23 protein-coding genes are annotated in these 24,176 nt (G+C 73.5%); 8 read left to right on the plus strand and 15 right to left on the minus strand.

The features are described 5' to 3' along the window. Positions 1–64 precede the first annotated feature (64 nt). Together ACIPYQ_RS20780 and ACIPYQ_RS20785 are read left to right on the plus strand one after the other, a co-directional pair. A complete protein-coding gene (locus ACIPYQ_RS20780; RefSeq protein WP_401253091.1) occupies positions 65–835 on the plus strand; it encodes a hypothetical protein in 771 nt (256 codons plus the stop codon). After that, entirely contained in the window at positions 832–2,133 is a 1,302-nt protein-coding gene (locus ACIPYQ_RS20785; protein WP_401253094.1) for a histidine kinase dimerization/phospho-acceptor domain-containing protein, read from the plus strand. The genes ACIPYQ_RS20780 and ACIPYQ_RS20785 overlap by 4 nt, the downstream gene beginning before the upstream one ends. Before the next feature lie 471 nt (positions 2,134–2,604). Here the strand turns inward: ACIPYQ_RS20785 and ACIPYQ_RS20790 are convergent, their stop codons facing one another. From ACIPYQ_RS20790 to ACIPYQ_RS20800, 3 genes are all read right to left on the minus strand, one after another. Then, positions 2,605–2,871 carry a hypothetical protein gene (locus ACIPYQ_RS20790; RefSeq protein WP_401253097.1) on the minus strand — a complete coding sequence of 89 codons (267 nt, stop codon included), beginning with the start codon at positions 2,869–2,871 and terminating at the stop codon, positions 2,605–2,607. A 10-nt stretch (positions 2,872–2,881) separates the two neighbouring features. Beyond that, on the minus strand, positions 2,882–3,595 hold the full coding sequence (locus tag ACIPYQ_RS20795) for a helix-turn-helix domain-containing protein (protein WP_361753155.1): 714 nt from the start codon (positions 3,593–3,595) through the stop codon (positions 2,882–2,884). Positions 3,596–3,673: 78 nt separating this feature from the next. Beyond that, positions 3,674–4,603 (minus strand): diiron oxygenase, encoded by a 930-nt coding sequence (locus ACIPYQ_RS20800; RefSeq protein ID WP_401253100.1) that lies wholly within the window; start codon positions 4,601–4,603, stop codon positions 3,674–3,676. Between the two features lie 168 nt (positions 4,604–4,771). On the opposite strand from ACIPYQ_RS20800, the gene ACIPYQ_RS20805 reads away from it, so the two are divergent. Beyond that, positions 4,772–5,878 (plus strand): ferritin-like domain-containing protein, encoded by a 1,107-nt coding sequence (locus ACIPYQ_RS20805; RefSeq protein ID WP_401253103.1) that lies wholly within the window; start codon positions 4,772–4,774, stop codon positions 5,876–5,878. A gap of 177 nt (positions 5,879–6,055) precedes the next feature. Here ACIPYQ_RS20805 and ACIPYQ_RS20810 read toward each other — a convergent pair whose 3' ends face one another. Next, a complete protein-coding gene (locus ACIPYQ_RS20810) occupies positions 6,056–7,525 on the minus strand; it encodes a penicillin-binding transpeptidase domain-containing protein (RefSeq protein ID WP_401253106.1) in 1,470 nt (489 codons plus the stop codon). Next, positions 7,522–8,889: an FtsW/RodA/SpoVE family cell cycle protein gene (locus ACIPYQ_RS20815; protein ID WP_401253108.1), complete on the minus strand. Its 1,368-nt coding sequence runs from the start codon at positions 8,887–8,889 to the stop codon at positions 7,522–7,524. The genes ACIPYQ_RS20810 and ACIPYQ_RS20815 overlap by 4 nt, the downstream gene beginning before the upstream one ends. A gap of 96 nt (positions 8,890–8,985) precedes the next feature. Between ACIPYQ_RS20815 and ACIPYQ_RS20820 the strand changes: the two genes are divergently transcribed. Both ACIPYQ_RS20820 and ACIPYQ_RS20825 read left to right on the plus strand, forming a co-directional pair. Further along, complete coding sequence (locus ACIPYQ_RS20820; protein ID WP_401253111.1) at positions 8,986–9,393, plus strand: DUF6325 family protein; 408 nt, start codon at positions 8,986–8,988, stop codon at positions 9,391–9,393. Between the two features lie 14 nt (positions 9,394–9,407). Beyond that, positions 9,408–9,821, plus strand: a complete 414-nt coding sequence (locus ACIPYQ_RS20825; protein ID WP_401253114.1) for an SHOCT domain-containing protein — start codon at positions 9,408–9,410, stop codon at positions 9,819–9,821. Positions 9,822–9,836: 15 nt separating this feature from the next. Here the strand turns inward: ACIPYQ_RS20825 and ACIPYQ_RS20830 are convergent, their stop codons facing one another. Continuing rightward, positions 9,837–10,289 carry a hypothetical protein gene (locus tag ACIPYQ_RS20830; RefSeq protein WP_401253117.1) on the minus strand — a complete coding sequence of 151 codons (453 nt, stop codon included), beginning with the start codon at positions 10,287–10,289 and terminating at the stop codon, positions 9,837–9,839. 54 nt (positions 10,290–10,343) lie between these two features. Then, positions 10,344–11,123: a hypothetical protein gene (locus ACIPYQ_RS20835; protein ID WP_401253119.1), complete on the minus strand. Its 780-nt coding sequence runs from the start codon at positions 11,121–11,123 to the stop codon at positions 10,344–10,346. Between the two features lie 184 nt (positions 11,124–11,307). Between ACIPYQ_RS20835 and ACIPYQ_RS20840 the strand changes: the two genes are divergently transcribed. Continuing rightward, complete coding sequence (locus ACIPYQ_RS20840) at positions 11,308–12,495, plus strand: NlpC/P60 family protein (protein ID WP_401253122.1); 1,188 nt, start codon at positions 11,308–11,310, stop codon at positions 12,493–12,495. Here the strand turns inward: ACIPYQ_RS20840 and ACIPYQ_RS20845 are convergent. The 5 genes from ACIPYQ_RS20845 to ACIPYQ_RS20865 are packed head-to-tail and all read right to left on the minus strand — an operon-like array spanning position 12,432 to position 18,479. Further along, positions 12,432–13,706, minus strand: coding sequence for a styrene monooxygenase/indole monooxygenase family protein (locus ACIPYQ_RS20845; RefSeq protein WP_401253124.1), 1,275 nt, complete (start codon positions 13,704–13,706; stop codon positions 12,432–12,434). The two genes, ACIPYQ_RS20840 and ACIPYQ_RS20845, sit on opposite strands and share 64 nt — an antisense overlap. Positions 13,707–13,734: 28 nt before the next feature. Next, entirely contained in the window at positions 13,735–14,364 is a 630-nt protein-coding gene (locus tag ACIPYQ_RS20850) for an ATP/GTP-binding protein (RefSeq protein ID WP_361753133.1), read from the minus strand. Continuing rightward, positions 14,345–14,734: a DUF742 domain-containing protein gene (locus ACIPYQ_RS20855; RefSeq protein WP_401253127.1), complete on the minus strand. Its 390-nt coding sequence runs from the start codon at positions 14,732–14,734 to the stop codon at positions 14,345–14,347. The genes ACIPYQ_RS20850 and ACIPYQ_RS20855 overlap by 20 nt, the downstream gene beginning before the upstream one ends. Beyond that, positions 14,731–15,228 (minus strand): roadblock/LC7 domain-containing protein, encoded by a 498-nt coding sequence (locus ACIPYQ_RS20860; protein WP_401253129.1) that lies wholly within the window; start codon positions 15,226–15,228, stop codon positions 14,731–14,733. The genes ACIPYQ_RS20855 and ACIPYQ_RS20860 overlap by 4 nt, the downstream gene beginning before the upstream one ends. After that, on the minus strand, positions 15,225–18,479 hold the full coding sequence (locus ACIPYQ_RS20865; RefSeq protein ID WP_401253132.1) for a nitrate- and nitrite sensing domain-containing protein: 3,255 nt from the start codon (positions 18,477–18,479) through the stop codon (positions 15,225–15,227). The genes ACIPYQ_RS20860 and ACIPYQ_RS20865 overlap by 4 nt, the downstream gene beginning before the upstream one ends. A gap of 409 nt (positions 18,480–18,888) precedes the next feature. Here ACIPYQ_RS20865 and ACIPYQ_RS20870 point away from each other — a divergent pair, with 409 nt between their 5' ends. After that, positions 18,889–19,662 carry a protein phosphatase 2C domain-containing protein gene (locus ACIPYQ_RS20870; RefSeq protein ID WP_401253134.1) on the plus strand — a complete coding sequence of 258 codons (774 nt, stop codon included), beginning with the start codon at positions 18,889–18,891 and terminating at the stop codon, positions 19,660–19,662. A gap of 60 nt (positions 19,663–19,722) precedes the next feature. Here ACIPYQ_RS20870 and ACIPYQ_RS20875 read toward each other — a convergent pair whose 3' ends face one another. Next, entirely contained in the window at positions 19,723–20,163 is a 441-nt protein-coding gene (locus ACIPYQ_RS20875; RefSeq protein ID WP_319727299.1) for a MarR family transcriptional regulator, read from the minus strand. A 172-nt stretch (positions 20,164–20,335) separates the two neighbouring features. Then, positions 20,336–22,732 (minus strand): endopeptidase La, encoded by a 2,397-nt coding sequence (gene lon, locus ACIPYQ_RS20880; protein ID WP_401253138.1) that lies wholly within the window; start codon positions 22,730–22,732, stop codon positions 20,336–20,338. Positions 22,733–22,924: 192 nt separating this feature from the next. Between lon and ACIPYQ_RS20885 the strand changes: the two genes are divergently transcribed. Beyond that, on the plus strand, positions 22,925–23,320 hold the full coding sequence (locus ACIPYQ_RS20885) for a hypothetical protein (RefSeq protein WP_401253141.1): 396 nt from the start codon (positions 22,925–22,927) through the stop codon (positions 23,318–23,320). Between the two features lie 44 nt (positions 23,321–23,364). On the opposite strand, the gene ACIPYQ_RS20890 is transcribed toward ACIPYQ_RS20885, so the two are convergent. Continuing rightward, complete coding sequence (locus tag ACIPYQ_RS20890; protein ID WP_401253144.1) at positions 23,365–24,117, minus strand: DUF4097 family beta strand repeat-containing protein; 753 nt, start codon at positions 24,115–24,117, stop codon at positions 23,365–23,367. Between the last annotated feature and the right edge of the window lie 59 nt (positions 24,118–24,176).

Consider the following 24,176-nt stretch of genomic DNA (forward strand, 5'->3'; position numbering starts at 1 on the left):
ACCTCCGCATATGGTTGACGAGATCGGACGTCGTCGTAGCGCGGACAGGAAGGCACGGGAAGCTGTGAACAGGCATCGCACGTCTCGCCGGTTCCGCTTCCGGTTCCCGTTCCGCGCCCTGCCGGCCCTGGCCCTGCTTCCGCTGCTGGCCGGCTGCGGCGACACCGGCGGGCTCGTCGGCGCCGGCGCCACGCCGACCGCGAGCGGACCCGTCCACCTGTGGCCCGACCGTACGGGGGCGTCCGTACCGCCCGCCGATCCGGGCGGGGCCCCGCCCGAGTACGTCAAGGGGATCCCGCCCGTCCGCGACCAGGACGTGCACGGGGTCGACCCGGTGGCCCTCGTCCAGGCGGAGCTGCGGGCCCATCCGAACACCGCCGTCGGCGCCGACGGGATGCCGCCCGAGACCGCGGCCGCGATCAGGGCCTGCGGGAAGGATGAGGACGAGGGCGAGGGCACGGGGGCGGAGGCCGCGGCGTGTCCGGTGCTGACGCCGTACTACCGGGACCTCACGGGCAACGGCAAGGACGAGCTGATCGTCGGCATCGAGTTCCCCGACAAGATGATGTCCGTACGGGTGTACACCGCGGACCCCGACGGACGGCTCAACCGGATCATGGCGACCACGGAGACCGTCATCTCGGTGGAACTGGCCGGGCGGGACGTGGTCCTGCGGGTGCCCAGCGGGAACCGCGGCTACGAGCTGATCACCGCCTGGTCCTGGGACGAGAAGCAGCTCACCATGCTGCCGACGCGCGAGCAGATCGTACGGGTGCCCTCGGGTCCGCGGGACCCGTCGAACCGCGGGCCCGGGCCCGCGCCGGTCCGGCCATGAGATCGAAGCCGGAGCCGAGACCGGAGCGGGGGTCGAGACCGGAGCGGGGGCCGGAGCGGGGGCCGAGGCCGCGGCTGCCCGCCTGGACGGCCACGCTGACCTGGAAGTCGGCGTGCTTCATCGTGGTGATGTGCTGCTCGCTGGCGGCCGTGCTGGGTGTGCTCGTGCACGTGGAGGTGACCCGGCAGACGGTGGCCACGGCGCGCGAGAAGGCGCTCGGCAAACTGCACGACGTGTCGCGCGCGTACGAGGCGGGCGAGGCCCTGCCGCGCGACGCGGGGCTGGATCCCGAGGGGCTGCCGCCGGAGCTGCGGGCGCTCGCCCTCGGCGGGCAGCGGGGAACGGTCGTGGCCGACCACCGCGGCCGCGCCCTGATGTGGGCGGCGGCGCCGGCGGACGGCCGGGCGCTGGCGACCGCCGTCGACTACGGGCAGAGCGCGCGCACGATCAGCGGGCTCGACAACGCGATCATCGGCTCGTCCGTGCTGGCGATCGGCGGAACGCTGCTGGTCGGCGCCTTCGCGGTGACCCGCGTGACCCGGCGGCTGCACCAGACGGCCACGGTGGCGCGGCGGATCACCCAGGGCGACCTCGACGCGCGGGTGGACGACCCGCGGACGAAGGACCCCTCGCGGCACCAGGACGAGGTGGCGACGGTGGCCGGGGCGCTGGACACGATGGCGGCGAGCCTGCAGTCGAAGCTGGAGAGCGAGCGGCGGTTCACGGCGGACGTGGCGCACGAGCTGCGCACGCCGCTGACGGGGTTGCAGGCGGCTTCGGAACTGCTGCCGGAGAGCCGGCCGACGGAGCTGGTGCGCGAGCGGGTCCGGACGATGCGGCAGCTGACGGAGGACCTGCTGGAGATCTCCCGGCTGGACTCGGGCAGCGAGGCGGTGGAGACCGACCTGCACCAGCTGGGGCGGCTGGCCGGGCGGGTGGTGCGGGCGTCGGGGACGGACACGGAGGTGGTGATCGTCCGGGACGCCCACGTGGAGACGGACCGGCGCAGGCTGGAACGGGTGTTGGGGAACCTGGTGGCCAATGCCCACCGGCACGGCCGGCCGCCGGTGGTGCTGACGGTGGACGGGCCGGTGGTGACCGTACGGGACCACGGCGACGGCTTCCCCGACTACCTCCTGGCACACGGCCCGCAGCGTTTCCGCAGCGGCGGTGGCAAGGGGCACGGGCTGGGCCTGACGATCGCGGTCGGGCAGGCGACGGCGATCGGCGCGCGGCTGGAGTTCCGCCGGGCGGAGGGGGGCGGGGGGCTGGCGATCCTCTCACTGCCGGGCTCCTAGCCGGAGGCTCGGCGGGCGGGCGCGGCTCCCGTGCCGGGGCTCGGCGGGCGGGTCCAGCTCCCGTGCCGGGGCTCGGCGGGCGCGGGACGGCTCCCGTGCCGGGGCTCGGCGGGCGCGGGGCGGCTCCCGTGCCGGGGCTCGGCGGGCGCGGGGCGGTCGGAGGGGTGGGGCCGGGTGTGCTCCGGGGCGTCTCCTCGGGCGTCGAACGTGTCGGGGGGTCGGAGGGCCGGGGCACCTTGTGTTCGACGCCCTGCGGGGAGCGCCCCTGCACACACCCGACCCCGGCACACTTCAGCCCCGCCGGCGTTTGAGGGGTGGGGGTCTCCCCGGACGGAGTCTGGGGGAGGGTCCGGGCAGAGCCCGGCGGGGTTCGGGGCGGAGCCCCGGTCTTTGAGACGGGCCAAGCCGCCCCGCTGGGGAGGGGCGGAGGGGCGAGCTGCGTTGTTCGGCGCCCTGCGGGGACACCCGGTGTCAGGTGCGAGGGGGCTTCTTCCAGGGCCAGCGGGGCTTCGGCTTCTGGCCCGTCGGGCGGAATTCGTACTTCCAGCCCCTCTGGAGGCCCAGGCGCTTCGAGTAGCCCGCCGGGACGCGTTCGTACAGCAGCACCGTCGGCGGGCCGTCCGGCGTGGGGACGGGGATCTCGTACCACTTCGGGGGGTGGCCGGTCGTGCGGAGGAGGATCGGGAGGACCCGGCCGTCCATCGGGCCGCCCTCGAAGGGGGTCGGTTGGCTTCTCACCCCACCAGTGTCACAGCAGGTGGGCGGCCTCGGAGACCACGGGGATCACGCGGCGGGCCAGGACCCCGACCGGGCCGTCCGCCGATTCCAGCGCGAGCGCGGCGCGCGCGGCCGCCGCGGTTTCGGGGTCGGTGGCCGCGGTGGCCGTCAGCAGGGCGATGAACTGGTCCAGGAGCCAGTCCCGGAGGCGGTCGACCTCCGGCTGCTTGCCCTCGTCGATCCATATCAGGGAGGCCGCCTCGACCGCCGTGATCCACGTACGGACCATCATGCGCAGCCGGGGGCCGGGGGACGGGACGCCCAGGTGGACGAGGATCTGGTCGGCCGCGGCCCGGCGGATGCCGTCCACCGTCGCCGTGGTGCGGGAGGTCTCCACGACGCTGCCGCCCTGGAGGAGGGCGGCGAAGCCGGCGTCGTGTTCGTCGACGAAGGCGAGGTAGCGGTCCAGGGCCCGGGCCAGGCGCTGGGTCAGGGGTCCCTGCTGGGGTTCGGCGAAGCAGAGTTCGAGGAGGTCCGCCGCCGAGCGGAGGGCGGCCTCGTAGAGCTGCTGCTTGCCGCCCGGGAAGTAGCGGTAGACGAGCGGGCGCGAGACCCCGGCGGCCTCGGCGACGTCGTCGAGCGAGACCTCCTCCGGCGCCCGGTGCGCGAACAGCGAGAGGGCCGCGTCGAGGAGTTGGGCTCGCCGCTCCTCGACGCTGAGCCTGCGGTAGGCGCGTACGGTCATGACCGCAGGGTAGCCCGACCGTGACGGCCCGGGACCGGTCCGGGCGATCTCCGTGGCCCAGCGGCGCCCGGCCAGGGCCTAGGCCAGGAGTCCGGAGCTCTTCCACAGCCTCCGGCCGACCCCGCGCAGGACGCCGATGTCGTCGAGGAAGTCGGTGAGCCGCTTCGCGCCGGTCTGCATGACCTCGCGGCGGTGGCCGCTCGCCCTGACCTGGGCGACGGCTTCGCGGCGGTCCAGGCCGACGTTGTCGTAGACGGCCGGGTTCACGAAGGCGAGGGAGAACACGCGGGCGGCCTCGCCGCAGCTGATCCGGGTGAGCTCCTGCTCCCAGCGCGGGGCCGTCAGCATCTGGCGGCGCAGTTCCTCGCGGGCGTACCGGACGTGCCGGGCCTCCTCGATGACGTGGATCCGGGTGACCCCGCGGACCAGCGGCTGCACGCGCTCGTCCGGGAAGGTCAGGCGCTGCATCCAGTCGAGGATCTCCTCGCCGAGGAGGGTGCAGGCGAAGGAGCCGGGGGTGGTGGAGACGGTCTTCAGGATCCGGGCGAGGTTGTGGTTGAGGCGGGAGACCGGGTACTCGGGACTGCCGCTCTGCTTGATCATGCGGGCGAACATCATCGAGTGGCGGCACTCGTCGGCGATCTCGGTGAGGGCGTAGCGCACGTGATTGCTGGTCAGCGACTTGTCGTAGATGTGCCGGACCATCAGCTGCATCAGGATGATCTCGAACCAGATGCCGAGCGAGCCGAGCGCCGCCGCCTCGTGCCGGGAGAGGTCGATGCGCTGCTCCTCCCCCATCTTCTTCCAGAGCGGGGTGTCGTAGAGGGAGAGCAGTTCGGGCGGCCAGTAGTACTTGCCCTCGACCGCGGGGGCGTCCCAGTCGAGTTCCTTGTCGGGGTCGAAGGAGTGCTTGGCCGAGGATTCGAGCAGTCGCTCGGCGATCTGCTCCCGGTCCTTCAGCAGGCCGAGGGCGTCCCTGAGCGCGGCTCGTTCGGTCACGGTCGTCATGGTTTCGGACACCTCGTGGTCGAGTTACCGGCGGTCACTTCTTATGAGACTGCCTGTCAGCAAGGTCGTCAATCCCTCGCGCACGACTTGTTGACCCCGTGTCTACCAACGTGTGACCCTGCCAACCATCCGGTCCCGCACGGCAGTACGTGAGACGAGGAGGCGTCAATGTCGACGCACGAGCTCTACACCGAGGACCCGGGCGAAGCCGTCTGGCAGGTTCCCGCCTCCGGCTCCGCCCGCTTCAACTGGGAGTACGACGACGGCCGCGAGCGGCTCCTCGCCCTCTACCAGAAGGGCAAGGACAAGCAGTGGGACGGCGCCAAGCGCATCGACTGGGACATCGAGGTGGACCCGTACGATCCGCTCGGCACCCCCGACGAGTCGCTGACGCTCTACGGCACGCGGCACTGGGCCAAGCTCACCGAGAAGGACAAGGGCGAACTGCGCCGGCACTACAGCGCGTGGCAGTTCAGCCAGTTCCTGCACGGCGAACAGGGCGCGATGGTGTGCGCGGCGCGCATCGTGGAGTCGGTGCCGGACCTGGACGCGAAGTTCTACTCCGCCACGCAGACCATGGACGAGGCCCGGCACGCCGAGGTCTTCGGGCGCTTCCTGCACGAGAAGGTCGGGATGCTGTACCCGATCAACGGCAGCCTGCAGGAGCTGCTGGGCGACACCTTGCGCGACTCCCGCTGGGACATGCCGTACCTGGGCATGCAGGTGCTCATCGAGGGGCTGGCGCTCGCCGCCTTCGGCATGATCCGCGACACGACGGACAAGCCGCTGCCGAAGCAGATCCTGGCGTACGTGATGCAGGACGAGGCCCGGCACGTGGCGTTCGGGCGGATGGCGCTGCGGGACTACTACAAGCAGCTGACGGACGCCGAACTGCGCGAGCGCGAGGAGTTCGTGATCGAGGGCTGCCACCTGATGCGGGACCGGCTGCGCGGGGTGGAGGTGCTGGAGAACTTCGGCATCCCGAGGAAGGAGGCGGAGCGGTTCAGCGAGCAGTCGGAGTTCCTGCACCTGTTCCGGAAGCTGCTGTTCAGCCGGATCGTGCCGTGTGTGAAGGACATCGGGCTGTGGGGCGAGCGGCTCCAGCAGGCGTACGTGGACATGGGCGTCTTCGAGATGGGCGACTCCAACCTGGACCTGCTGATGAGCCAGGACGAGGAGATCGCCGAGGTCCTGGACCGCGAGCGCTTCGCGGCCGAGGAGGCGCGGCGGGTGGCGGAGGTGGAGGCGACGGTTCGCGATGGAGCCTCCGGCTAGGGCTGCGGGGGCCTCGGCCCGGGCGTGCGGCGGTTGTGGTGGGCCGGGCGCGTTCCGGGGCGTCTCCTCGGGCGTCGAACGTGTCGGGGGGTCGGAGGGCCGGGGCACCTTGCGTTCGACGCCCTGCGGGGAGCGCCCCTGCACACACCCGACCCGGCAGGGTCCGGAAGGGACGAGCTAGGGCTGGGGGGTCGGGGACAGGGCTGCTTCCATCACCGACCGGGCGATCGGTGCGGCCGCGCTGTTGCCGCTGATGTCGCCGCGGTCCGCCGCCGCGTCCTCGACCACCACCGCCACCGCGACCGCCGGCAGCGGCGCGCCTTCGGCCTTGGCCCAGGAGATGAACCAGGCGTACGGGGTGCCGGCGTTGCCGACGCCGTGCTGTGCGGTGCCGGTCTTGCCGCCGACCACCGCGCCCGGGATCGCCGCGTTCCGGCCCGTCCCGTTCTCCACCACCTTCACCATCAGTTCCTGCATCCGCAGCGCGGTGGCCGGGTTCATCGCCCGGCCCAGGCTGCGCCGGTCCCCGCGCCGGACCGGGGAGCCGTCGTCCTGGGTGGTGCGTTCCACCAGGTAGGGCGACACGAGCTCGCCGCCGTTGGCGACCGCCGCCGCCACCATCGCCATCTGGAGAGGGGTGGCCTTGGTGTTGAACTGGCCGATCGAGGACAGGGCCAGCTGGTCCTGGCTCATGTCGGTGTCGAAGGTCGACCGGGATACCCAGGAGGGCACGCGGAGCCCGTCGCCGTTGAACCCGAAGCGGCGGGCCGCCTCCACCATCGCGTTCAGCCCGACCTGTACACCGATCTTCGCCATCACCGTGTTGCAGGACCACTGCACCGCGTCGGCCATCGAGGCGTCCTCGCAGCCCGTGGCCGCGTTCGGCAGCAGGGTGCTGGTCCCGGGCAGCGGGTAGGGGTCGGGGGTGCGGGTCGGCGCGTCCACGTCGGTGACCACGCCCGCGTCGAGGGCGGCCGCCGCCGTCACGATCTTGAAGGTGGAGCCGGGCGGGTACGTCTCGCGGAGCGCCCGGTTGAGCATCGGCTTGGCCGGGTCCGCGTTCAGCCGCACCCAGGCCGCCTGCACCCGCGCGCCCGTCCCGGACAGCTCCGCCGGGTCGTACGAGGGGCTGCTGACCAGCGCGAGGATCCTCCCGGTGGCCGGCTCGACAGCGGCGACCGCCCCGCGCTTGCCCGCGAGCCCGGCGTACGCGGCCAGCTGCATGCCGGAGCGGACGGTGATGGCGGCGTTCCCGCCGGCCGGGCGGCCGCGGGCCAGGTCGTACCAGAGCGGGAAGGCCGAGAGGCCGGGGTCCGTGCCCGACAGGACCGCGTCCTCGGCGCGCTCCACGAAGCTGGTCCCGTACGTCTGGGAGGAGAAGCCGGTGACGGGCGCGTAGAGCGGGCCGTTCGTGTAGGTGCGCTCGTAGCGCAGCAGCTGGCCGCTGTCGCGGGAGCCGGTGACGGGCCGCCCGTCGACCAGGATGTCCCCGCGCGGCTTCGCGTAGCGCTCGATGGCGGGGCGTTTGTTGGCCGGGTTCGCGCCGTAGGCGGCGGACTCCCAGACCTGTACGCGGGCGATGTTGACCAGCAGGGCGACGAGCAGCAGGGCGCAGAAGTACGCGCACCAGCGGATGTAGCGGATCACCGGGCCCCCTCGTCGGCGGGGCGCGGTCTGCGGGCGCTGTCGCTCAGCCGGACGAGCAGCGCGACGATGATCCAGTTGGTGACGACGGAGGAGCCGCCCTGGGCGAGGAAGGGCATGGCCATGCCGGTGAGCGGGATCAGCCCGGTGACTCCGCCCGCGATGACGAACACCTGGAGGGCGACGATCGAGGCGAGCCCGGTGGCGAGCAGCCGGCCGAAGGGGTCGCGCAGCGCGAGGCCGGCGCGGAAGCCGCGGGCGACGAGGAGCCCGTAGAGGAGCAGGATCGCGGCGAGGCCGACGAGGCCGAGCTCCTCGCCGGCGGTGGCGAGGATGAAGTCCGACTTGGCGGCGAAGCCGATGAGGAAGGAGTGGCCGTGGCCGAGCCCGGCGCCGAGCAGGCCGCCGGCGCCGAAGGCGAAGAGGGACTGGGCGAGCTGGCCGGGGCCTTCGCCGCGTTCGATGGAGGCGAAAGGGTTCAGCCAGTCGTTGACGCGGCTGTGCACGTGCGGTTCGAAGGTCCCGACGGCGTACGCGCCGAGGGCGGCGAGCAGCAGTCCGATCGCGATCCAGCCGATCCGCCCGGTGGCGGTGAACAGCATGATCACGAACAGTCCGAAGAACAGCAGCGAGGTCCCCAGGTCCCGCTCCAGGACGAGCAGGCCGACGCTGAGCAGCCAGATCGCGAGGATCGGGCCGAGGACGCGGCCGGGGAGCAGGCGCAGCTTCCAGAAGAGCCGGCGGCCGGTGAGGGCGAGGGCGGTGCGGTTCGCGGCGAGGTAGGAGGCGAAGAAGACGGCGAGCAGGATCTTGGCGAACTCCCCCGGCTGGAAGGAGAGTCCGGCGAACCTGATCCAGATGTGCGCGCCGTTGACGGCGGGGAAGAAGACGGGGACCAGCATCAGCACGAGGGCGGCGGCCACCGACAGGTACGCGTAGCGCTGCAGCACACGGTGGTCGCGGAGCAGCGCGACGACGAGGACGAAGAGCGCCATCCCGAGGGCGGACCAGCGGAGCTGGTCCCCGGCGGTGAGGTGGCCGGGGGTGGTCGCGTCGAGGCGCTGGATGAAGACCAGCCCGAGACCGTTGAGCAGGACGGCGATCGGCAGCACGAGCGGGTCGGCGTACGGGGCCCTGAACCGGACGGCGAGGTGCGCGAGCAGGGCGGCGGCGCCGAGCCCGGCGGCGTACCGGCCGGCGAGGCGGGGAATGTGGCCGGTGGTGGCGAGGCCGACGTAGAGGTGGCCGAGGACGGAGACCAGGACGGCGCCGGCGAGGAGCGTCAGCTCGACGCCGCGGCGCTTGGGGGCGCCGGCGTCGGGGGGCGGGGGCGCGGGCTCCGTCACCTTCGCCGTCAGAGCGGTCATACGCGAAACGTAGCAAGCAGACGGATGGTATGTCCGCTTATGTCATAGTGTGCCGAAGAGTCGTCAAAAACGGTCACACGTGAGGAGCCGAGGCGTATGGGACCCGTGGAATTCATCGTCCTCGCCTTCCCGGAGGAGCAGCTCCGGGTCCCTGCGATCGAGGCCGTGATGGGGCTGCGCAAGGCGGGGGTGGTCCGGCTGATCGACGGGCTCGTGGCGACGAGGACCGCCTCGGGCGAGGTGCTCGCGGCGGAGTTCGACGAGTTCGTGGAGCTGCACGGCCTGCTGACGGGGCGGGACGTGGCACGGCTCATCGGACCGGAGGACGTGCAGGAGGCGGCGGGGCTGCTGGAGCGCGGGAGCTGTGCGCTGCTGCTGGTGGTCGAGCACGTGTGGGCCGAGGACGCGGCGGTCGCCGTACGGGCGGCGGGCGGGCGGATCGTCGGCTCGGTCCGGATCCCGCCGGACCGGATCCCGGCGGACCCCCGGGCGGGGGTCGCCTGATGTTCATCCGGCCCGTGGGAGCGACGGTGCGCCCGGCCCAGCGCCCGGCGGGGCACCCGTTGCTGCGCGGTCTGCTGGCCCGGGCGGCCGGGGCGGTGCAGGACACGACGGGTGCGGTGGGCCCCGACGGGCCGCCACGCCGGGGCCTGCCGGCGCGGGGCGTCCAGGCTGCTCAGGCCCCGGCGGAACGGGAACAGGAACAGGAATGGGAACCGGAATGGGAACCTGGACCTGAACCTGAACCGGCGCCCGAGTCCGGACCCGAGCCGGAGGAGGAAAGGGACGGCGGGGGGACGGCCGCCCCGACGGCGACCGCGCCCGGGACCCCCCTGGTGGCGGAGCTCGGGCAACTGGCCGACCTGGCCCGCGAGGGCCTGCTGACCCCGCAGGAGTTCACGGCGGCCAAGGCCCGCCTGCTGCGCGACTGACGCCGCGCGGCCGCGTCACACGGCCGGACCCTTCGCGGCGCGGCGCCCGGACACCACGGCCGGGGCGGCCCCGCAGACGAGGGCGGCCAGCGCGAAGACCGCCACGGCCGGATTGACGTAGCCGGGGACGGACTCGCCGGCGTAGCGCCCGCCGCCGGTCGTCTCGCAGACGAACCGGAGGGGCACGTAGTCCACGCTGTAGTCGATGACCTTCGAGGCCCGTTCCTCCTGCCCCGGCGTCCGGCAGGGCAGGAGCGGCGACGACGAGGCTCCGCCGTCCTCCGCGCTCACCACGGCACCGGCGACGTGGAGCAGCCCCCACGTGTAGAAACCGGCCGCGACGGCGCCCAGCAGCGCGGCCGCGCTCCGGTACCGCCCGCGGCGGCCGAGGGTGCCCAGGCCGTAGCCGAGGAGCCCGAGGGTCACGAGCGGCGCGGCCGGAACGAGCAGCAGAAGCAGGAGCACCATCCGCGGAGTCCATCAGAACAACCGCACGAATGCCAGGGTGGATCCCGGGGTTGATCAGCCGGTCGGCGCGGCGAAGGTCTCGACGGGGCCGAACTCGCCGAAGGTGCCCTTGTTGGCGGCGGGCGTACCGCGCAGCTCCATGCGCTGCTCGAAGCGCAGGGTGCGGCCCTGGCTGTCGATCCACTGGTCGATGTCGAAGCCGGTGACGCCCTTGGCCTTCATCGAGCGGTGGGTGCGCGGATCGACGGAGGCCACCTGGTCGATGCCGAGGTGCCCGGTCAGGTGATAGGCGGGAGTCCCGCCCTGGTCCTCCATGCCCTTGCGGGCCGAGGGCCCGGCGGCGAGCAGCAGTTTGGCGTAACCGGCGTAGTCCGCCTCGTTGTTGCCCGCGGAGCGGGGCGTCTTCATCCAGTCGCCGCCGGCCACGGCGCGGTTGCGGACGTAGTTGGCGTCGGCCGTCGTGACGGTCTCCGTCCAGAGGGCCGGGGCGCCCGGACTCCCGCCCGCGGAACGGACCTCCGCCCGGCCGGTGTAGAGGGTGCCGAGGTTGGACCGGCCGGTCGTGGTCGAGATCTCCTGGCCGGCGGCCTCGGAGGTGAACTTCACGGAGGCCGCGTAGGGCGACTTCTCGGCCTCGGCGAGGGCCGCCTCGGGGTCGAACGCCCCCGCGACGGGCGCGGCGGAAGAGGCCGCGGCTCCGGCGGGAGTGGCCGCGGGCGCCGCCGGGGCGGCCGCCCCGGCGGGCGCGTCCGTGCAGCCGGACAGGGCGGTGAGGGCGATCGCGACGGCGGCGACCGTGCAGACGGTGGTGCGGTGCATGGCAAAGGTGTTCATCGCTGGTGAGGATCCCACAGCCCCTCCCCCGGCCCCGAACCGGTTTTCGATGCCGGCCCGCCGGAGACCGGCGCCGACCACGCGGGACCCTCCTCCAACCGGGTGGCACTCCGCGACCGGCCGACACCGTTGGACGATTTGTCATACCGGGCGTGGCAGCATCGGCCGCCTCGGAGGTGATCCCATGTCATATCGGCCGCTTCGCGCCGTCTGCATCGCCGCGGCGCTCCTCGTCGCCGGACCGGTCCCGCGTGCCGGGGCCGAGCCCGCCCGCCCCGAGGCGGAGTCGGTCGGGGTGCTGCTCACCCGGCTGCAGGGGCTCTACCAGAAGGCGGAGGAGGCCGCCGAGGCGTACAACGCCACCGAGGTCGCCCTCAAGGCCGGCGAGGAGGAGGAGCGGCGGCGCACCACCGACCTCGGCCGGGCCCGTACCGCCCTCGACTCGGAGAGGGCCCTCGTCGGGCGGCTGGCCCGGGAGCAGTACCAGGGCACCCGGGGCCTCTCCCCCTACGCCCGGATGCTGCTCGCCGGCACCCCCCAGGCGGCCCTGGAACAGCGCCGGCTCACCGCCCGCGAGGGCGCCCGGCAGGCCGGCGTGCTCAGCCGGCTCACGCGCGGCGAGAAGAAGGCCGACGCGCTCGCCGTCCGGGCCCGCAAGGCCCTGGACACCCGGCAGACCCTGGCGGCGCGGCAGAAGCTCCACAAGGACGAGGTCGCGGCGCAGCTCAAGGAGGTCGAGCGGGTGCTCGCCTCGCTGACCCCCGAGCAGCTCACCCGGCTCGGCGCGCGGGAGGCCGAGAACACCGCGGCCGCGCAGCGCGACCTGCTGGACTCCGGCCGGCTCCCCGCCCGCACCGGCACCCCCACCGCGGCCGGCGGCGCCGCCCTCACCTACGCGGCGGCGCAGATCGGCAAACCGTACGTCTGGGGCGCCGAGGGCCCGGGGTCCTTCGACTGCTCCGGGCTCACCTCGCAGGCCTGGGCGCACGCCGGGCGCACCATCCCGCGGACCAGCCAGGAGCAGTGGGCGCAGCTGCCGAAGGTGCCGCTGGACCAGCTCCGTCCCGGGGACCTGGTCGTCTACTTCCCCAAGGCCACGCACGTGGCCCTGTACGTGGGCGAGGGCAAGGTGATCCAGGCGCCGCGGCCGGGGGCGAAGGTGAAGGTCTCGCCCCTCGCCGCGAACCCGCTCCTCGGCGCCGTGCGCCCGGACCCCGGCGGCACCCCGCTCACGGAGTTCACTCCCCCGCCGCTGCCCGGGGCGGAAGCGGCGGGCACGACGGGCGCGGCGGGGGACGAGGACGCCGGTTACTCGTCCGAGGAGGCACCCTCCGAGGACGCCGCGACCGACGAGGCGACCTCGGCCACGTAGTCCGCCGCGTCCTCGGGGTCGTAGAAGTACGCGTCGAAGTCGGCCGGGTTGTCGAAGCCGTTGGCGAATCGATCCGCCACCGGCTGCAGCTGCCCGGCCGCGCCGATCAGGTTGAGCACGTGCTCCGGCGGGACGCCCAGCATGGCGTTCGTCCACTGGGTCACCGGCTTGCCCGTGGTGAACCAGAACTTGTCGAAGGTCGCCTTCATCCACGCCTCGTCGAACGGGTTGTCCCCGTGCATCAGGATCGAGGAGAGGTACGAGGCCGCGCACTTGGCGGCGGAGTTCGAGCCCTGCCCGGTGATCGGGTCGTTGGCGACGACCACGTCCGCGACGCCCAGCACCAGGCCGCCGCCGGGCAGCCGCCCGATCGGGTTGCGGACCACCGGCGCGTAGCGCCCGGCCAGCGTCCCGCCCGCGTCCGTCAGCTCCACCTTCGTCGCCCGGGCGTACTCCCACGGCGTGAACTTCTCCATCAGCTCCAGCGTGAGCGCCAGGTGCTCCGACGGGTCCTTGACCCCGTTGAAGACGTCGAGCGGACCGCCCGGGAGGCCCTCCCAGAACAGGATGTCCGCCCGGCCCGAGGTGGTCAGGGTCGGCATCACGAACAGCTCGCCCACGCCCGGGACCAGGTTGCAGCGCACGGCCTCCGTGTCCGGGTGCTCGGCGCGCGGCCCGAGCCCGTGCACGTACGAGACGGCCAGCGCGCGCTGCGGGGCGTCGTACGGGGACCGCGCCGCGTCCCGTCCGAACATCGACACCAGCTCGCCCTTGCCGGCGGCGACCAGCACCAGGTCGTACGTACGGGAGAAGTAGTCGAGGTCGGCGACGGACGCGCCGTGGACGACCAGCTGCCCGCCGCGCTGCGCGAAGGTGTCCAGCCAGCCGGCCATCTTCACGCGCTGGTCGACGGACTGGGCGTACCCCTTGAGGCGGCCCAGCCAGTCGACGGCGCGGCCGGCGTCGGGGGCGGCGACGGAGACGCCGAGGCCCTCGATCTTCGGGGCCTGCTGCTCCCAGAAGTTGATCCGGAGGTCGCGCTCGTGCTGGAGCGCCGTGTCGAACATGCACTGCGTCGACATGACCCGGCCGGTGCGTATCTCGTCCGCCGTCCGGTTGGACATGAGGGTGACCTCGTACCCCTTCGACTGGAGGCCGAGGGCGAGCTGGAGACCGGACTGGCCGGCTCCGACGACGAGTATCTTGCGCATCTCACGTTCTCGATTCGGGTCTGCGGGGCTATTCGGGAGTGGTGTCGAGGGCGTGGCCCACCAGGGCCAGCAGGGACTCGATCACGGTGTGCCGGCGCCTCGCGTCCATGATCACGACGGGTACGTGGGCCGGGACGCTGAGCGCCTCGCGCACGTCCTGCGGCTCGTACGACTGGGAGCCGTCGAAGTGGTTGACGGCGACGGCGTACGGCAGCCCGCAGCTCTCGAAGTAGTCGAGGGCCGGGAAGCAGTCGCGCAGCCGGCGGGTGTCGGCCAGCACGAGCCCGCCGATGGCCCCGCGCACCAGGTCGTCCCACATGAACCAGAACCGCTCCTGGCCCGGGGTCCCGTACACGTAGAGCACGAGGTCGTCGTCGAGGGTGACGCGGCCGAAGTCCATGGCGACGGTGGTGGTGTTCTTGTCCGGGGTGCCGGACAGGTCGTCGGTCGGGACGCTGGCCTGGGTCATCACCGCCTCGGTGCGCAGCGGGGTGATCTCGGAGACGGAGGAGACGAAGGTGGTCTTGCCGACGCCGAAGCCGCCCGCGACCAGCACCTTGACGGCGACGGGCGCGCGGGAACGGTCGTATTGCCAGGGCTGGACGGGCTCGTCGTCCACGGCCGGCGACACCGGCTGATCAGAGACGGCGAAGACCACTGAGCACCCTTTCCAGCAGCGCGCGTTCGGGACGGCCCGTACCGTGGCCGGTCCCGTAGACCCGTATCCGGCCCTGGTCGGCGAGGTCGCTGACGAGCACGCGGACCACCCCGAGCGGCAGCTTCAGCAGCGCGGCTATCTCGGCGATCGTGCGCATGCGGCGGCAGACCTCGACGATGGCGGGCATCTCGGGCATGCGGTCGGGCTTCCGCGGCTCCGACACCTTGGTGTCCAGGGCGGCGACGAAGGTCTCGACGTTCAGGACCTGGGTGAACCGGGTGCGGCCGCCCGTGAGGGAGTACGGGCGGACGCGGGCGGGGCGGCGGTCGGCGCCGCGTATCGGCAGCCGGTCGGAGGCCGTACTCCTCACGGGGTGTTCTCCATCGACTGGCGCAGCTCGCTGCGGACTTCGGGGGTCAGGACGTGGCCGGCGCGGCCGACGAACAGGGCCATGTGGTAGGCCACGACGCTCATGTCGCAGTCGGGGGTGGCGTGCACGCCCAGCAGTGAGCCGTCGCTGATGGCCATGACGAAGACGGAGCCGTGCTCCATCGCGACCATGGTCTGCTTGACGGCGCCGGTCTCCATGAGGGCGGCGGCGCCGGTGGTGAGGCTGCCGAGGCCGGACACGATGGTGGCGAGGTCGGCGGACGCCCCGCGCGGGCCCTTCGGCCTGTCCTTGGTCTGTGGCTCGCCCGCGCCGCCCGCGCTGCCCGTCGCCGGGTCGGAGGACAGGAGCAGCAGCCCGTCCGAGGAGACGACGGCGACGGAGTTGACGCCGGGCACCTCCTCGACCAGGTCGGTCAGCAGCCATTGCAGGTTGCGGGCCTGGGTGCTCAGTCCGTACGTACTGGGCGCGGTCATGTGCGTGCCTCCTGTGCGGTGTCCCCCTGGTCGGTCTTGCTGTGTCCCTGCCCCTGGTCCTGCGCGTGGTCCTGGGCGAGCTCGGCGGCGACGACGCGTCGCCCGTCCTGGGCTCCCTGGTAGAAACCGCCGAGCCGGCGCCGGAGTTCGTCGGCGTCGATCCGGCGCGGTGGCTCGGGCGGCCGTACGTCGTCCGCGCGCCCGGCGGTGACGGTGCGCGGGGTCCGCTTCGGCAGGCCCTTGTCGGTGACGGCCTCGGCGGTGTCGGCGGGGTGGCTGCCCTGACGGGGAAGCCAGTTGCCTTCGGCGGGGGCATGCGTGTGCGGGTCCCCTGCGGGGGGCTCGGCGGTGAAAGCCTGCTCGGCCAGGTCCCCAGCCGGGACCCCTGCGGGGGGCTCGGCCGTGAAGACCTGCTCTGCGGGCACGTCCCCTGACGGGGGCTCGGCCGCGAAAGCCTGCTCCACCAAGTCCCCCGCGGGGGGCTCGGCCGTGAAGATCTGCTCCGCGGGCACCTCTCCTGACGGGGGCTCGGCGGTGAGGGCCTGCTCCGCCAGGTCCCCTGCGAGGGGATCGGCGGTGAAGGCCCGCTCCACCAGGTCCCCTGCGAGGGGATCGGCGGTGAAGGCCTGCTCCACCAGGTCCCCCGCGGGGGGCTCAGCCGTGAAGATCTGCTCCGCGGGCACGTCCCCTGACGGGGGCTCGGCGGTGAAGTCCTCCTCGGCCAGGTCCCCTGCGGGGGGCTCGGCCGTGAAGTCCTGCTCGGCCAGGGCCCCTGCGAGGGGATCGGCCGTGAGGATCTGCTCCGCGGGTGCGTCCCCAGCCGGGGGCTCGGCCGTGAAGATCTGGTCGGCGGGGGGAAGGGGCGGCTCGGTGGTGGTCGGGCCGGCGAGGGCCTCGGCCAGGGTCACCGGGGCCACCGTGGTGGTGGGCACGCGGAAGGCGGACTCCGCCTCCGTGTCGGCCGAAGCCGCGGACTCGTCGGCGGCAGCCGGGGCCGTCGGCTCCGCAGCGGAGTTGGCGGCAGCCTGGGTGGCCTGCTCCGTGGCGTCGGCGTCGGCCGGGGTGGCCGGGGCGTCGGCGGTGGCCTGGTCTGTGGCGGTGGCCTGGTCGGTGGGGTCCGGGGCGGCGTGGGTGCCTCGGCGGCGGGGCGGGAGGGTGTTCTCGTTGGCCTCGGCGATCACGCCCGGCAGGTGCAGCGCGGGCGCGCCCGGCGTGGCCAGGGTGTGGACCGGGGAGACCGGCGGGGTGGCGGGCAGCAGCGCCGCCGGGACGACCACCAGGGCCTCGGTCCCGCCGTGCCGTCCGGCGCGCAGTTCCGCCGTGACCCCGTGCCGCGCCGCGAGCCGCCCGGCCACGTACAGGCCGAGGCCCAGGCCGTGCTCGGCCTCGGGCTCCTCGTCGTACGCCTCGGGCGTGGACAGCCGGGAGTTCAGCGATTCCAGCCGGTCCTCGGTGACCCCGATGCCCTCGTCCACGACGGACAGCACCACGTCACCGGAGTCCAGCGTCCAGCCGGACACCTTCACCTTGACGTCCGGCGGCGAGAACGTGGTCGCGTTCTCCAGCAGCTCGGCCAGCACGTGCGAGAGGTCGTCGGCCGCGTGCCCGGCGACCTGGGTGTACGAGGGCAGCGCGGCGAGGTCGACGCGCTCGTAGCGCTCGATCTCGCTGACGGCGGCCCGCATCACGTCGACCAGCGGCACCGGCAGCACCTGCCCGTGGCCGTGCTCCTGCCCGGCCAGGACCAGCAGGTTCTCGTTGTGGCGGCGCATCACGGTCGCCAGGTGGTCGAGCTTGAACAGGGTCGCGAGCCGGTCCGGGTCCTGCTCCTTGGACTCCAGCTCCTCGATGACCGCGAGCTGGCGCTCGACCAGGCCCAGGGTCCGCAGCGACAGCGAGACGGAGGTCGTCGACATGACGCGGCGGTGCTCCTCCAGCCCCGCCCGCAGCTTCGTCAGCTCCTCCTCCAGCACGTCCCGGCCGGCGTTCAGCGCCTCGTTGCGGCCGATGATCCGGCGGCGGTCGGCGTCGAGCCCGGCGATCCGGGTGTGCAGGGAGACCGTCTGGTCGCGCACCGCGTTCAGGTGGCGCACGACCTCGGCGAACTCGTCGTTGCGGCCGGTGAACCGCACCGGTTCCACCGAGCCCTCCGGCGTCGCCAGCCGCGCCGCGCCGCGCCGCAGGACCGACAGCGGCCGGGTCAGCGAGCGGGCGACGGCGGTCGAGACGCCGACGGCGATCAGGAACAGCAGGCCGAGCAGGGCGACCAGGGTTTCGAGCCGGGTCACGTCGTCGTCGCGCAGGGAGGCCAGGGCGGAGGACCGCTGGCTCGCGAGGGTGGCCTCGACGGTCCGCATCCGGTCGATGCGGGCGGTGAGCGCGCTGCCGACGGCGGCTCCGTCGGCCTTGCGGTCGGCCGGGGTCAGGGTGGGCCGGTCGGTGAGCCGCTTGAGGAAGTCGTCGGCCGTCTTGACCTCGGGGCCGGTGACGGTGGCGGTGAGGGTCTGGCGCACGTCGGGCCGCGCGGCCCGCGCGAAGTCGTCCAGGGCGGCCAGTTCCCGTACGCGCGAACGCTGGGCGGCGGTGGTGAGTTCGTCGACCGCGGCCGAGCCCGGGGGCTGGTCGCCGCGGGGGACGCCCAGTGCGGCGAGCAGCAGTCCGCGGGTGGCCGAGGCCTGTTCCACGGCCTGGCCCAGCGGGGCGAGGGGGCGGGTGGTGGTGAGGGCGGCCCCGGCGCGCGGCGGGGTCAGCTCGGCGAGCCGGTCGCCCGGCGCGAGGAGTTCCGCGATGACGCCCGTGTAGGCCTGGTGGGCGGCGAGGGCGGTGCCCTTGCCGTCGATGGCCTCGGTGCGGACGGCCGCGACGCGGGCGAGGGCCACCGCGAGGGGTTCGTCGACCTCGGTGGCGGCCTCGGCGATCTGCCGGTCGGTACGCAGGATGCGTTCCTGGAGGGCGCCCCGGGCGGCGCCGGGCCGGCCCTTGGCGGCGTACTCGACCACGGCGTCGCGTTCGTCGGCGAGGACGTGCGCGGCGGTGAGGATCTGCCCGGTCTGCTCGGCGAGGGTGACCAGCCGCTGGGAGTCGTTCAGCTCCCTCGCGGCGGTGACGACGGCGGGTGTGCCTGCCGCGAGGACGGTGAGGCCGGCGACGGCAACGCCGACGACCAGCCTGCGGCGCACGCGGACGCGGCGTCCTGCGGGGGCCGGGCCGTCGGCGGCGGTGCCGTTCTTCCGAGACCGCTTCTTCTGCACCGGTGCTCGCAATCCTGTACGTGTGCTTGTGCTCGTCTACTCGTGTGGCCGAGGTAACGGCCGGTCAACAAGTAAACGCCCCCTGCCCCCTCGTACCGCCTCAGACCTTTGCAGCGTGTTGGGGAGAGAGCCGCACATCGCCCACCCGGCCACTCGAACGAGTGAACATCACGGATGAGTTGGCAACCAACTCGGGCACCCTGTGCCAGAGCGCCTCCGTGGACAGGTGGTTGAAAGATCGATACGGGCTTTGGCAGGATGCCCGCCCACATGTCCGCCCGCGTGCCGGCGCCCCGCCCCGGGCCCTCACCGACCGCGCCCGAACGGTCCGCGTACGGGCCGCCCGCCTCCTCCCGCTTTGGTACGGACCTGCGCGTGCGGTGCGGTCCCCGCCCGGCAGAATGGTGGCATGCGCATCGATCTCGCCTCGGCCCCCGGCAGCGAAGAACGCCCCAATGAGGACTGGGTGTCGGCGGCGATCCCCGCCTCTGGCGGCGGCGTTCTGATCGCCCTGGACGGGGTCACCCCGCCGAAGGGAGAGGACGGCTGCGTGCACGGAGTTCCGTGGTTCGCGGCCCGGCTCGGCGGCCGATTGACCGAACTGTCCGGATCGCGGCGGGACATGACGCTGGACCGGATTCTGGCCGAGGCCGTCCGCGCCACGGCCGAGGCCCACCGCGACACCTGTGACCTTTCTCACGTCCGCACGCCGCAGGCGACGGTCGTCATGGTCCGCTGGGACGAGGCCCACGTGGAGCACCTCGTGCTCTCGGACTCCGTACTCCTCCTCCAGACGCCCGGGGGCGAGGTGACGGCGGTGCTCGACGACCGGCTGGACCGGCTGCCGCGGGAGGTGCTGCGCTCGGTGGCGGCGACGGACGCGCTGCGGAACGCGGAGGGCGGCTTCTTCACGGCGGCCGCGGACCCGGCGGTGGCGGCCCGGGCGGTGACCGGGCGCACCCCGCGCGGGCAGGTGCGGGCGGTGGCCGCGCTCACGGACGGGGCGAGCCGGTGGACGGACACGTTCGGGGAGGGCGACTGGACCGAGTGCCTGGCGGTGCTGCGGAAGGAGGGCGCGCAGGGCCTGATCGGCCGGGTCCGCGCCATCGAGTGCGACCCGGCCCGGCCGTCGGCCCGGTACAAGCGGCACGACGACGCGTCCACGGTCTACGCCGAGCTCTAGAACCGCCGGGCTCTGGAACCGCCGGGCTCCGGACCCCTGGCCCGGGTCGGGCGGGTGCCCCTACTCGGCGCCCGCGTTCAGCTGGTTCAGCAGCCGGGCCAGTTCCGCCACTTCGCCGCGGTCCCAGCCGGCGAGCTTGCGCATGTACTGCTCGCGCCGTGCGCCCCGTACCCGCAGGAACCGCTCGCGGCCCTCCTCGGTGAGGCCGACCAGGAAGGCCCGGCCGTCGGCGGGGTCCGGCTCGCGGGCCACCAGGCCCAGGACCTCCAGGGCCCGCAGCTGCCGGCTCATGGTGGCCTTGCCGACCCCGAAGTAGGCGGCGAGCTCGGTGGCCCGCTGCCGGCCGGCCGCCTCCAGGCGTACGAGGAGCCCGTACGCGGCGGGCTCCAGCTCGGGGTGGAGCTCGCGGGCCATCTCTCCGGAGGAGGCGCGGGCGCGCCGGAGGAAGACGGACAGCTCCCGCTCCAGGGCAAGGAACTCCTGGTCTTCGCTCCCGTGCACGTCCCGCTCCTTCGATGGTGTGTGGCACCCCGGTGGGTGAGGGGCCAGTATTTCGCAGGGCGCGCGCCGACGGCCCGGGACCCCGCCGGAGCGGGGAGCCGGGCCGTGTGGTGGCGCGCGCAGGGCGCGCGCGAAGCGTGGGAGGGGCACTCGGCGGGCCGTGCGCCCTCCGTCACGCCGCGGCGGCGATCTCCACTTCCGCCTGGGCCAGGGCGAGCTCCAGTACCTGGCGCACGTCCGTCACCGGGTGCACCTCCAGCCCCTCCAGCACCTCCGCCGGGACGTCGTCCAGGTCGGCCTCGTTCCGCTTCGGGATGATCACGGTGGTCAGCCCGGCCCGGTGCGCGGCGAGCAGCTTCTGCTTCACGCCGCCGATCGGCAGGACGCGCCCGGTCAGCGAGACCTCGCCGGTCATGGCCACGTCGGTGCGGACCTGCCGGCCGGAGAGCAGCGAGGCGAGCGCGGTGGTCATGGTGATGCCGGCGCTCGGGCCGTCCTTGGGCACGGCGCCCGCCGGGAAGTGGATGTGCACGCCGCGGTCCTTCAGGTCGGCGACCGGGAGTTCCAGTTCCGCGCCGTGCGAGCGCAGGAAGCTGAGCGCGATCTGCGCCGACTCCTTCATGACGTCGCCGAGCTGGCCGGTGAGGGTCAGGCCGGCCGCGCCGGTCTCCGGATCGGCCAGCGAGGCCTCGACGAACAGCACGTCGCCGCCCGCGCCGGTCACCGCGAGGCCGGTGGCCACGCCGGGGACCGCGGTGCGCCGCTCGGCCGGGTCCTGGGCGGACTCGGGCACGTGGTGCGGGCGTCCGATCAGCCCGCGCAGGTCGTCGGCGCCGATGCGGAAGGGCAGATCGCGCTCGCCCAGCTCGTGCTGGGAGGCGACCTTGCGCAGCAGGCGGGCGAGGGACCGCTCCAGGGTGCGGACGCCCGCCTCCCGGGTGTACTCCCCGGCCAGCCTGCGCAGGGCGTCCTCCTCCAGGACCACCTCGTCGGCGGCGAGGCCGGCGCGCTCCAGCTGGCGCGGGAGCAGGTGGTCGCGGGCGATGACGACCTTCTCGTCCTCGGTGTAGCCGTCGAGGCGGACGAGCTCCATCCGGTCGGCCAGCGCCTCCGGGATGGCCTCCAGGACGTTGGCGGTGGCCAGGAAGACAACGTCGCTCAGGTCGAGCTCCACCTCCAGGTAGTGGTCCCGGAAGGTGTGGTTCTGCGCCGGGTCCAGGACCTCCAGCAGGGCGGCCGCCGGGTCTCCGCGGTAGTCGGAGCCCACCTTGTCGATCTCGTCGAGCAGCACCACCGGGTTCATCGACCCGGCCTCCTTGATGGCCCGGACGATCCGGCCCGGCAGGGCGCCGACGTAGGTCCGGCGGTGGCCGCGGACCTCGGCCTCGTCGCGGACTCCGCCGAGGGCGACGCGCACGAACTTGCGGCCCATGGCGTGGGCGACGGACTCCCCGAGGGAGGTCTTGCCGACGCCGGGCGGCCCGACGAGCGCGAGCACGGCCCCGCCGCGGCGGCCGCCGATGACGCCCATGCCGCGTTCGCTGCGCCGCTTCCTGACGGCGAGGTACTCGGTGATGCGGTCCTTCACGTCGCTCAGGCCGGCGTGCTCGGCGTCCAGCACCGCCCGGGCGCCCTGGATGTCGTACCGGTCCTCGGTGCGCTCGTTCCAGGGCAGTTCCAGCACGGTGTCCAGCCAGGTGCGGATCCAGGAGCCCTCCGGGCTCTGGTCGCTGGCCCGCTCCAGCTTCTCGACCTCCTTGAGGGCGGCTTCGCGCACCTTCTCGGGGAGGTCGGCGGCCTCGACGCGGGCCCGGTAGTCGTCGGACTCCTCGCCGTCCTTCTCCCCGTTCAGCTCGCGCAGTTCCTTGCGCACGGCCTCCAGCTGCCGCCGGAGCAGGAACTCCCGCTGCTGCTTGTCGACGCCGTCCTGCACGTCCTTGGCGATGGACTCGGCCACGTCCTGTTCGGCGAGGTGGTCGCTGAGCGCCTTGATGGCGAGCTTGAGGCGGGCGACGGGGTCGGCGGTCTCCAGCAGTTCGACCTTCTGGTCGACGGTCAGGAACGGCGAGTACCCGGAGTTGTCCGCCAGCGCGGACACCCCCTCGATCTGCTGGACCCGGTCCACGACCTGCCAGGCACCGCGCTTCTTCAGCCAGCTGGTGGCGAGCGCCTTGTACTCCTTGACGAGCTCGGCCACGGATCCGGGCAGCGGGTCCGGCACGGTCTCGTCCACGGTCTCGCCCTCGACCCAGAGCGCGGCCCCGGGCCCGGTGGTGCCGGCGCCGATACGGACCCGGCCGCGGCCGCGGATGAGCGCCCCGGGGTCCCCGTCGGAGAGCCTCCCCACCTGCTCGACCGTCCCGAGCACACCCGTCCCGGCGTACTTCCCGTCGATCCGCGGCACGAGCAGCACCCGGGGCTTCCCGGTGCCCGCAGCGGCCTGGGCCGCCTCGACGGCACCGCGCACCTCGGGGTCGGACAGGTCCAGCGGAACGACCATTCCGGGCAGCACGACCTCGTCGTCGAGCGGCAGCACGGGCAGGGTGAGTGTGACGGACGTCGAAGCCATGATCTTCCCTCCGGCAGTGAAGTTGAGCTATGCCGACTCAATGCATGTGCGCCCCCCGATGTTCCCCAACCCCCGTTCGCCGGGGGCGAACAGGGGTGGATGCCCTGTTCCGGCCGGACGGGGCGATGCCGCGGCGGGCCGGAGCGGTGTGATGGACTGCCGTCCGTTGATCCGTGTCCAAGAGGGGGAGACATGACCGCCGAGGTGCCGGCCCAGCAGACGCCCGATGCCGCGAGTACCGCGCCGGCGCAGGCCGGACAGGAGCATCGGCGGGCACGCCGGATCGAGGCGTGGTCGATCGCGTGGATGATCCTGGCGCTGGCGATCTGGGGATGGTTCGCCTTCCTGATGCTCGCCGACTACGGCCCCGATTTCGGGGACAGGGCCCTGTGCCGGGCCCCGCTGGTCGACCCGTCTTCGTCCGGGGACTCCCGGTGCGATGACCCGCTGCGCCAGTGGCCCGCACTGCTGGGCATCCTCGCGCTGGCAGTCGTGGTGACCGTTTCCGCGGCGGCGACGATCGTGTACGCCAAGGTCCTCTCCCGCCTGGCACACCGCGACGGGCCCGGCGCTCGGCCGCAGGACTGAGCAGGCCGTCACCCACGCGACCGGACGGCGGCCGGGCGCCGGCGTCACACGGCGGAGACGCGGACGTCGCCCGAGGTGGTCTTCGCGGAGAGGCGGGAGGCGGCCGAGGGGTCCGCGGGCAGGGTGATGTCGCGGCCGCCGGAGGTGGTGGAGACGTCGACCCGGTAGGGAGCCGTGGGGACCTTCAGTGTCACGTCGCCCGAGGTGGTCTCGGCGAGCACCGAGGACGGGGCCGCGGTGAAGTCCAGGCGGGCGTCGCCCGAGTCCGAGTGGACGTCCGCGCTCGGGCCGGTCAGGCCGGCCGCGGTGATCTCGCCCGAGGAGGTACGGATCTTCAGCGGGCCCGCGATGCGCTCGGCCCGGACCTCGCCGGAGTCGGCCTCCACCTCGGCGGCCGCCACGCCCGTGACGGTGATGCGGCCGCTGCTGCTCTCCAGCTTGACCCTGGCCGAGGCCGGGACCTCCAGGCGGTAGTCGATGTAGCAGCTGCCGGAGCAGCCGTTGGAGAAGGTGAGCACGCCCGCGCTGACCTGCTGGCCGGGGGTGGGGGCCGGGCCGCCGCGGTAGTGGACGGTGCGGCGTACGGTGACGCCGGGACCCGTCCCCGGAGTGACCTCGATCGAGCCCGCCCGGGCATCCGTCACCTCGACCGCCGCGACCGCCTCGGTGACCGTGGTGTCGGCGGTCGCCGTCTTCTTCGGTCCGTCCGAGAAGGAGCAGCCGGCCAGCAGGAGTCCGGCCCCGAGGACGGCAACCGCGGTGCGGACGGGGCGGGGTGACGTGGCGTGAGAAGTCATGGACCGATCCTCGCGCGGCGCGGCCGCCCGGCCGATGGGGCCGGTACCCGGACCCCGGG

This window comes from Streptomyces sp. NPDC090045 (assembly GCF_044747975.1).
In the GTDB taxonomy this organism is placed as follows: Bacteria; Actinomycetota; Actinomycetes; order Streptomycetales; family Streptomycetaceae; genus Streptomyces.

What these genes read in the sequence shown, in the direction of transcription:
- ACIPYQ_RS20785 (WP_401253094.1), top strand. Translation starts at nt 832, where the DNA reads ATGAGATCGAAGCCGGAGCCGAGACCGGAGCGGGGGTCGAGACCGGAG.
- ACIPYQ_RS20795 (WP_361753155.1), bottom strand. Translation starts at nt 3,595, where the DNA reads ATGACCGTACGCGCCTACCGCAGGCTCAGCGTCGAGGAGCGGCGAGCC.
- ACIPYQ_RS20800 (WP_401253100.1), bottom strand. Translation starts at nt 4,603, where the DNA reads ATGACGACCGTGACCGAACGAGCCGCGCTCAGGGACGCCCTCGGCCTG.
- ACIPYQ_RS20805 (WP_401253103.1), top strand. Translation starts at nt 4,772, where the DNA reads ATGTCGACGCACGAGCTCTACACCGAGGACCCGGGCGAAGCCGTCTGG.
- ACIPYQ_RS20815 (WP_401253108.1), bottom strand. Translation starts at nt 8,889, where the DNA reads ATGACCGCTCTGACGGCGAAGGTGACGGAGCCCGCGCCCCCGCCCCCC.
- ACIPYQ_RS20820 (WP_401253111.1), top strand. Translation starts at nt 8,986, where the DNA reads ATGGGACCCGTGGAATTCATCGTCCTCGCCTTCCCGGAGGAGCAGCTC.
- ACIPYQ_RS20830 (WP_401253117.1), bottom strand. Translation starts at nt 10,289, where the DNA reads ATGGTGCTCCTGCTTCTGCTGCTCGTTCCGGCCGCGCCGCTCGTGACC.
- ACIPYQ_RS20835 (WP_401253119.1), bottom strand. Translation starts at nt 11,123, where the DNA reads ATGAACACCTTTGCCATGCACCGCACCACCGTCTGCACGGTCGCCGCC.
- ACIPYQ_RS20840 (WP_401253122.1), top strand. Translation starts at nt 11,308, where the DNA reads ATGTCATATCGGCCGCTTCGCGCCGTCTGCATCGCCGCGGCGCTCCTC.
- ACIPYQ_RS20845 (WP_401253124.1), bottom strand. Translation starts at nt 13,706, where the DNA reads ATGCGCAAGATACTCGTCGTCGGAGCCGGCCAGTCCGGTCTCCAGCTC.
- ACIPYQ_RS20860 (WP_401253129.1), bottom strand. Translation starts at nt 15,228, where the DNA reads ATGACCGCGCCCAGTACGTACGGACTGAGCACCCAGGCCCGCAACCTG.
- ACIPYQ_RS20870 (WP_401253134.1), top strand. Translation starts at nt 18,889, where the DNA reads ATGCGCATCGATCTCGCCTCGGCCCCCGGCAGCGAAGAACGCCCCAAT.
- lon (WP_401253138.1), bottom strand. Translation starts at nt 22,732, where the DNA reads ATGGCTTCGACGTCCGTCACACTCACCCTGCCCGTGCTGCCGCTCGAC.
- ACIPYQ_RS20885 (WP_401253141.1), top strand. Translation starts at nt 22,925, where the DNA reads ATGACCGCCGAGGTGCCGGCCCAGCAGACGCCCGATGCCGCGAGTACC.
- ACIPYQ_RS20890 (WP_401253144.1), bottom strand. Translation starts at nt 24,117, where the DNA reads ATGACTTCTCACGCCACGTCACCCCGCCCCGTCCGCACCGCGGTTGCC.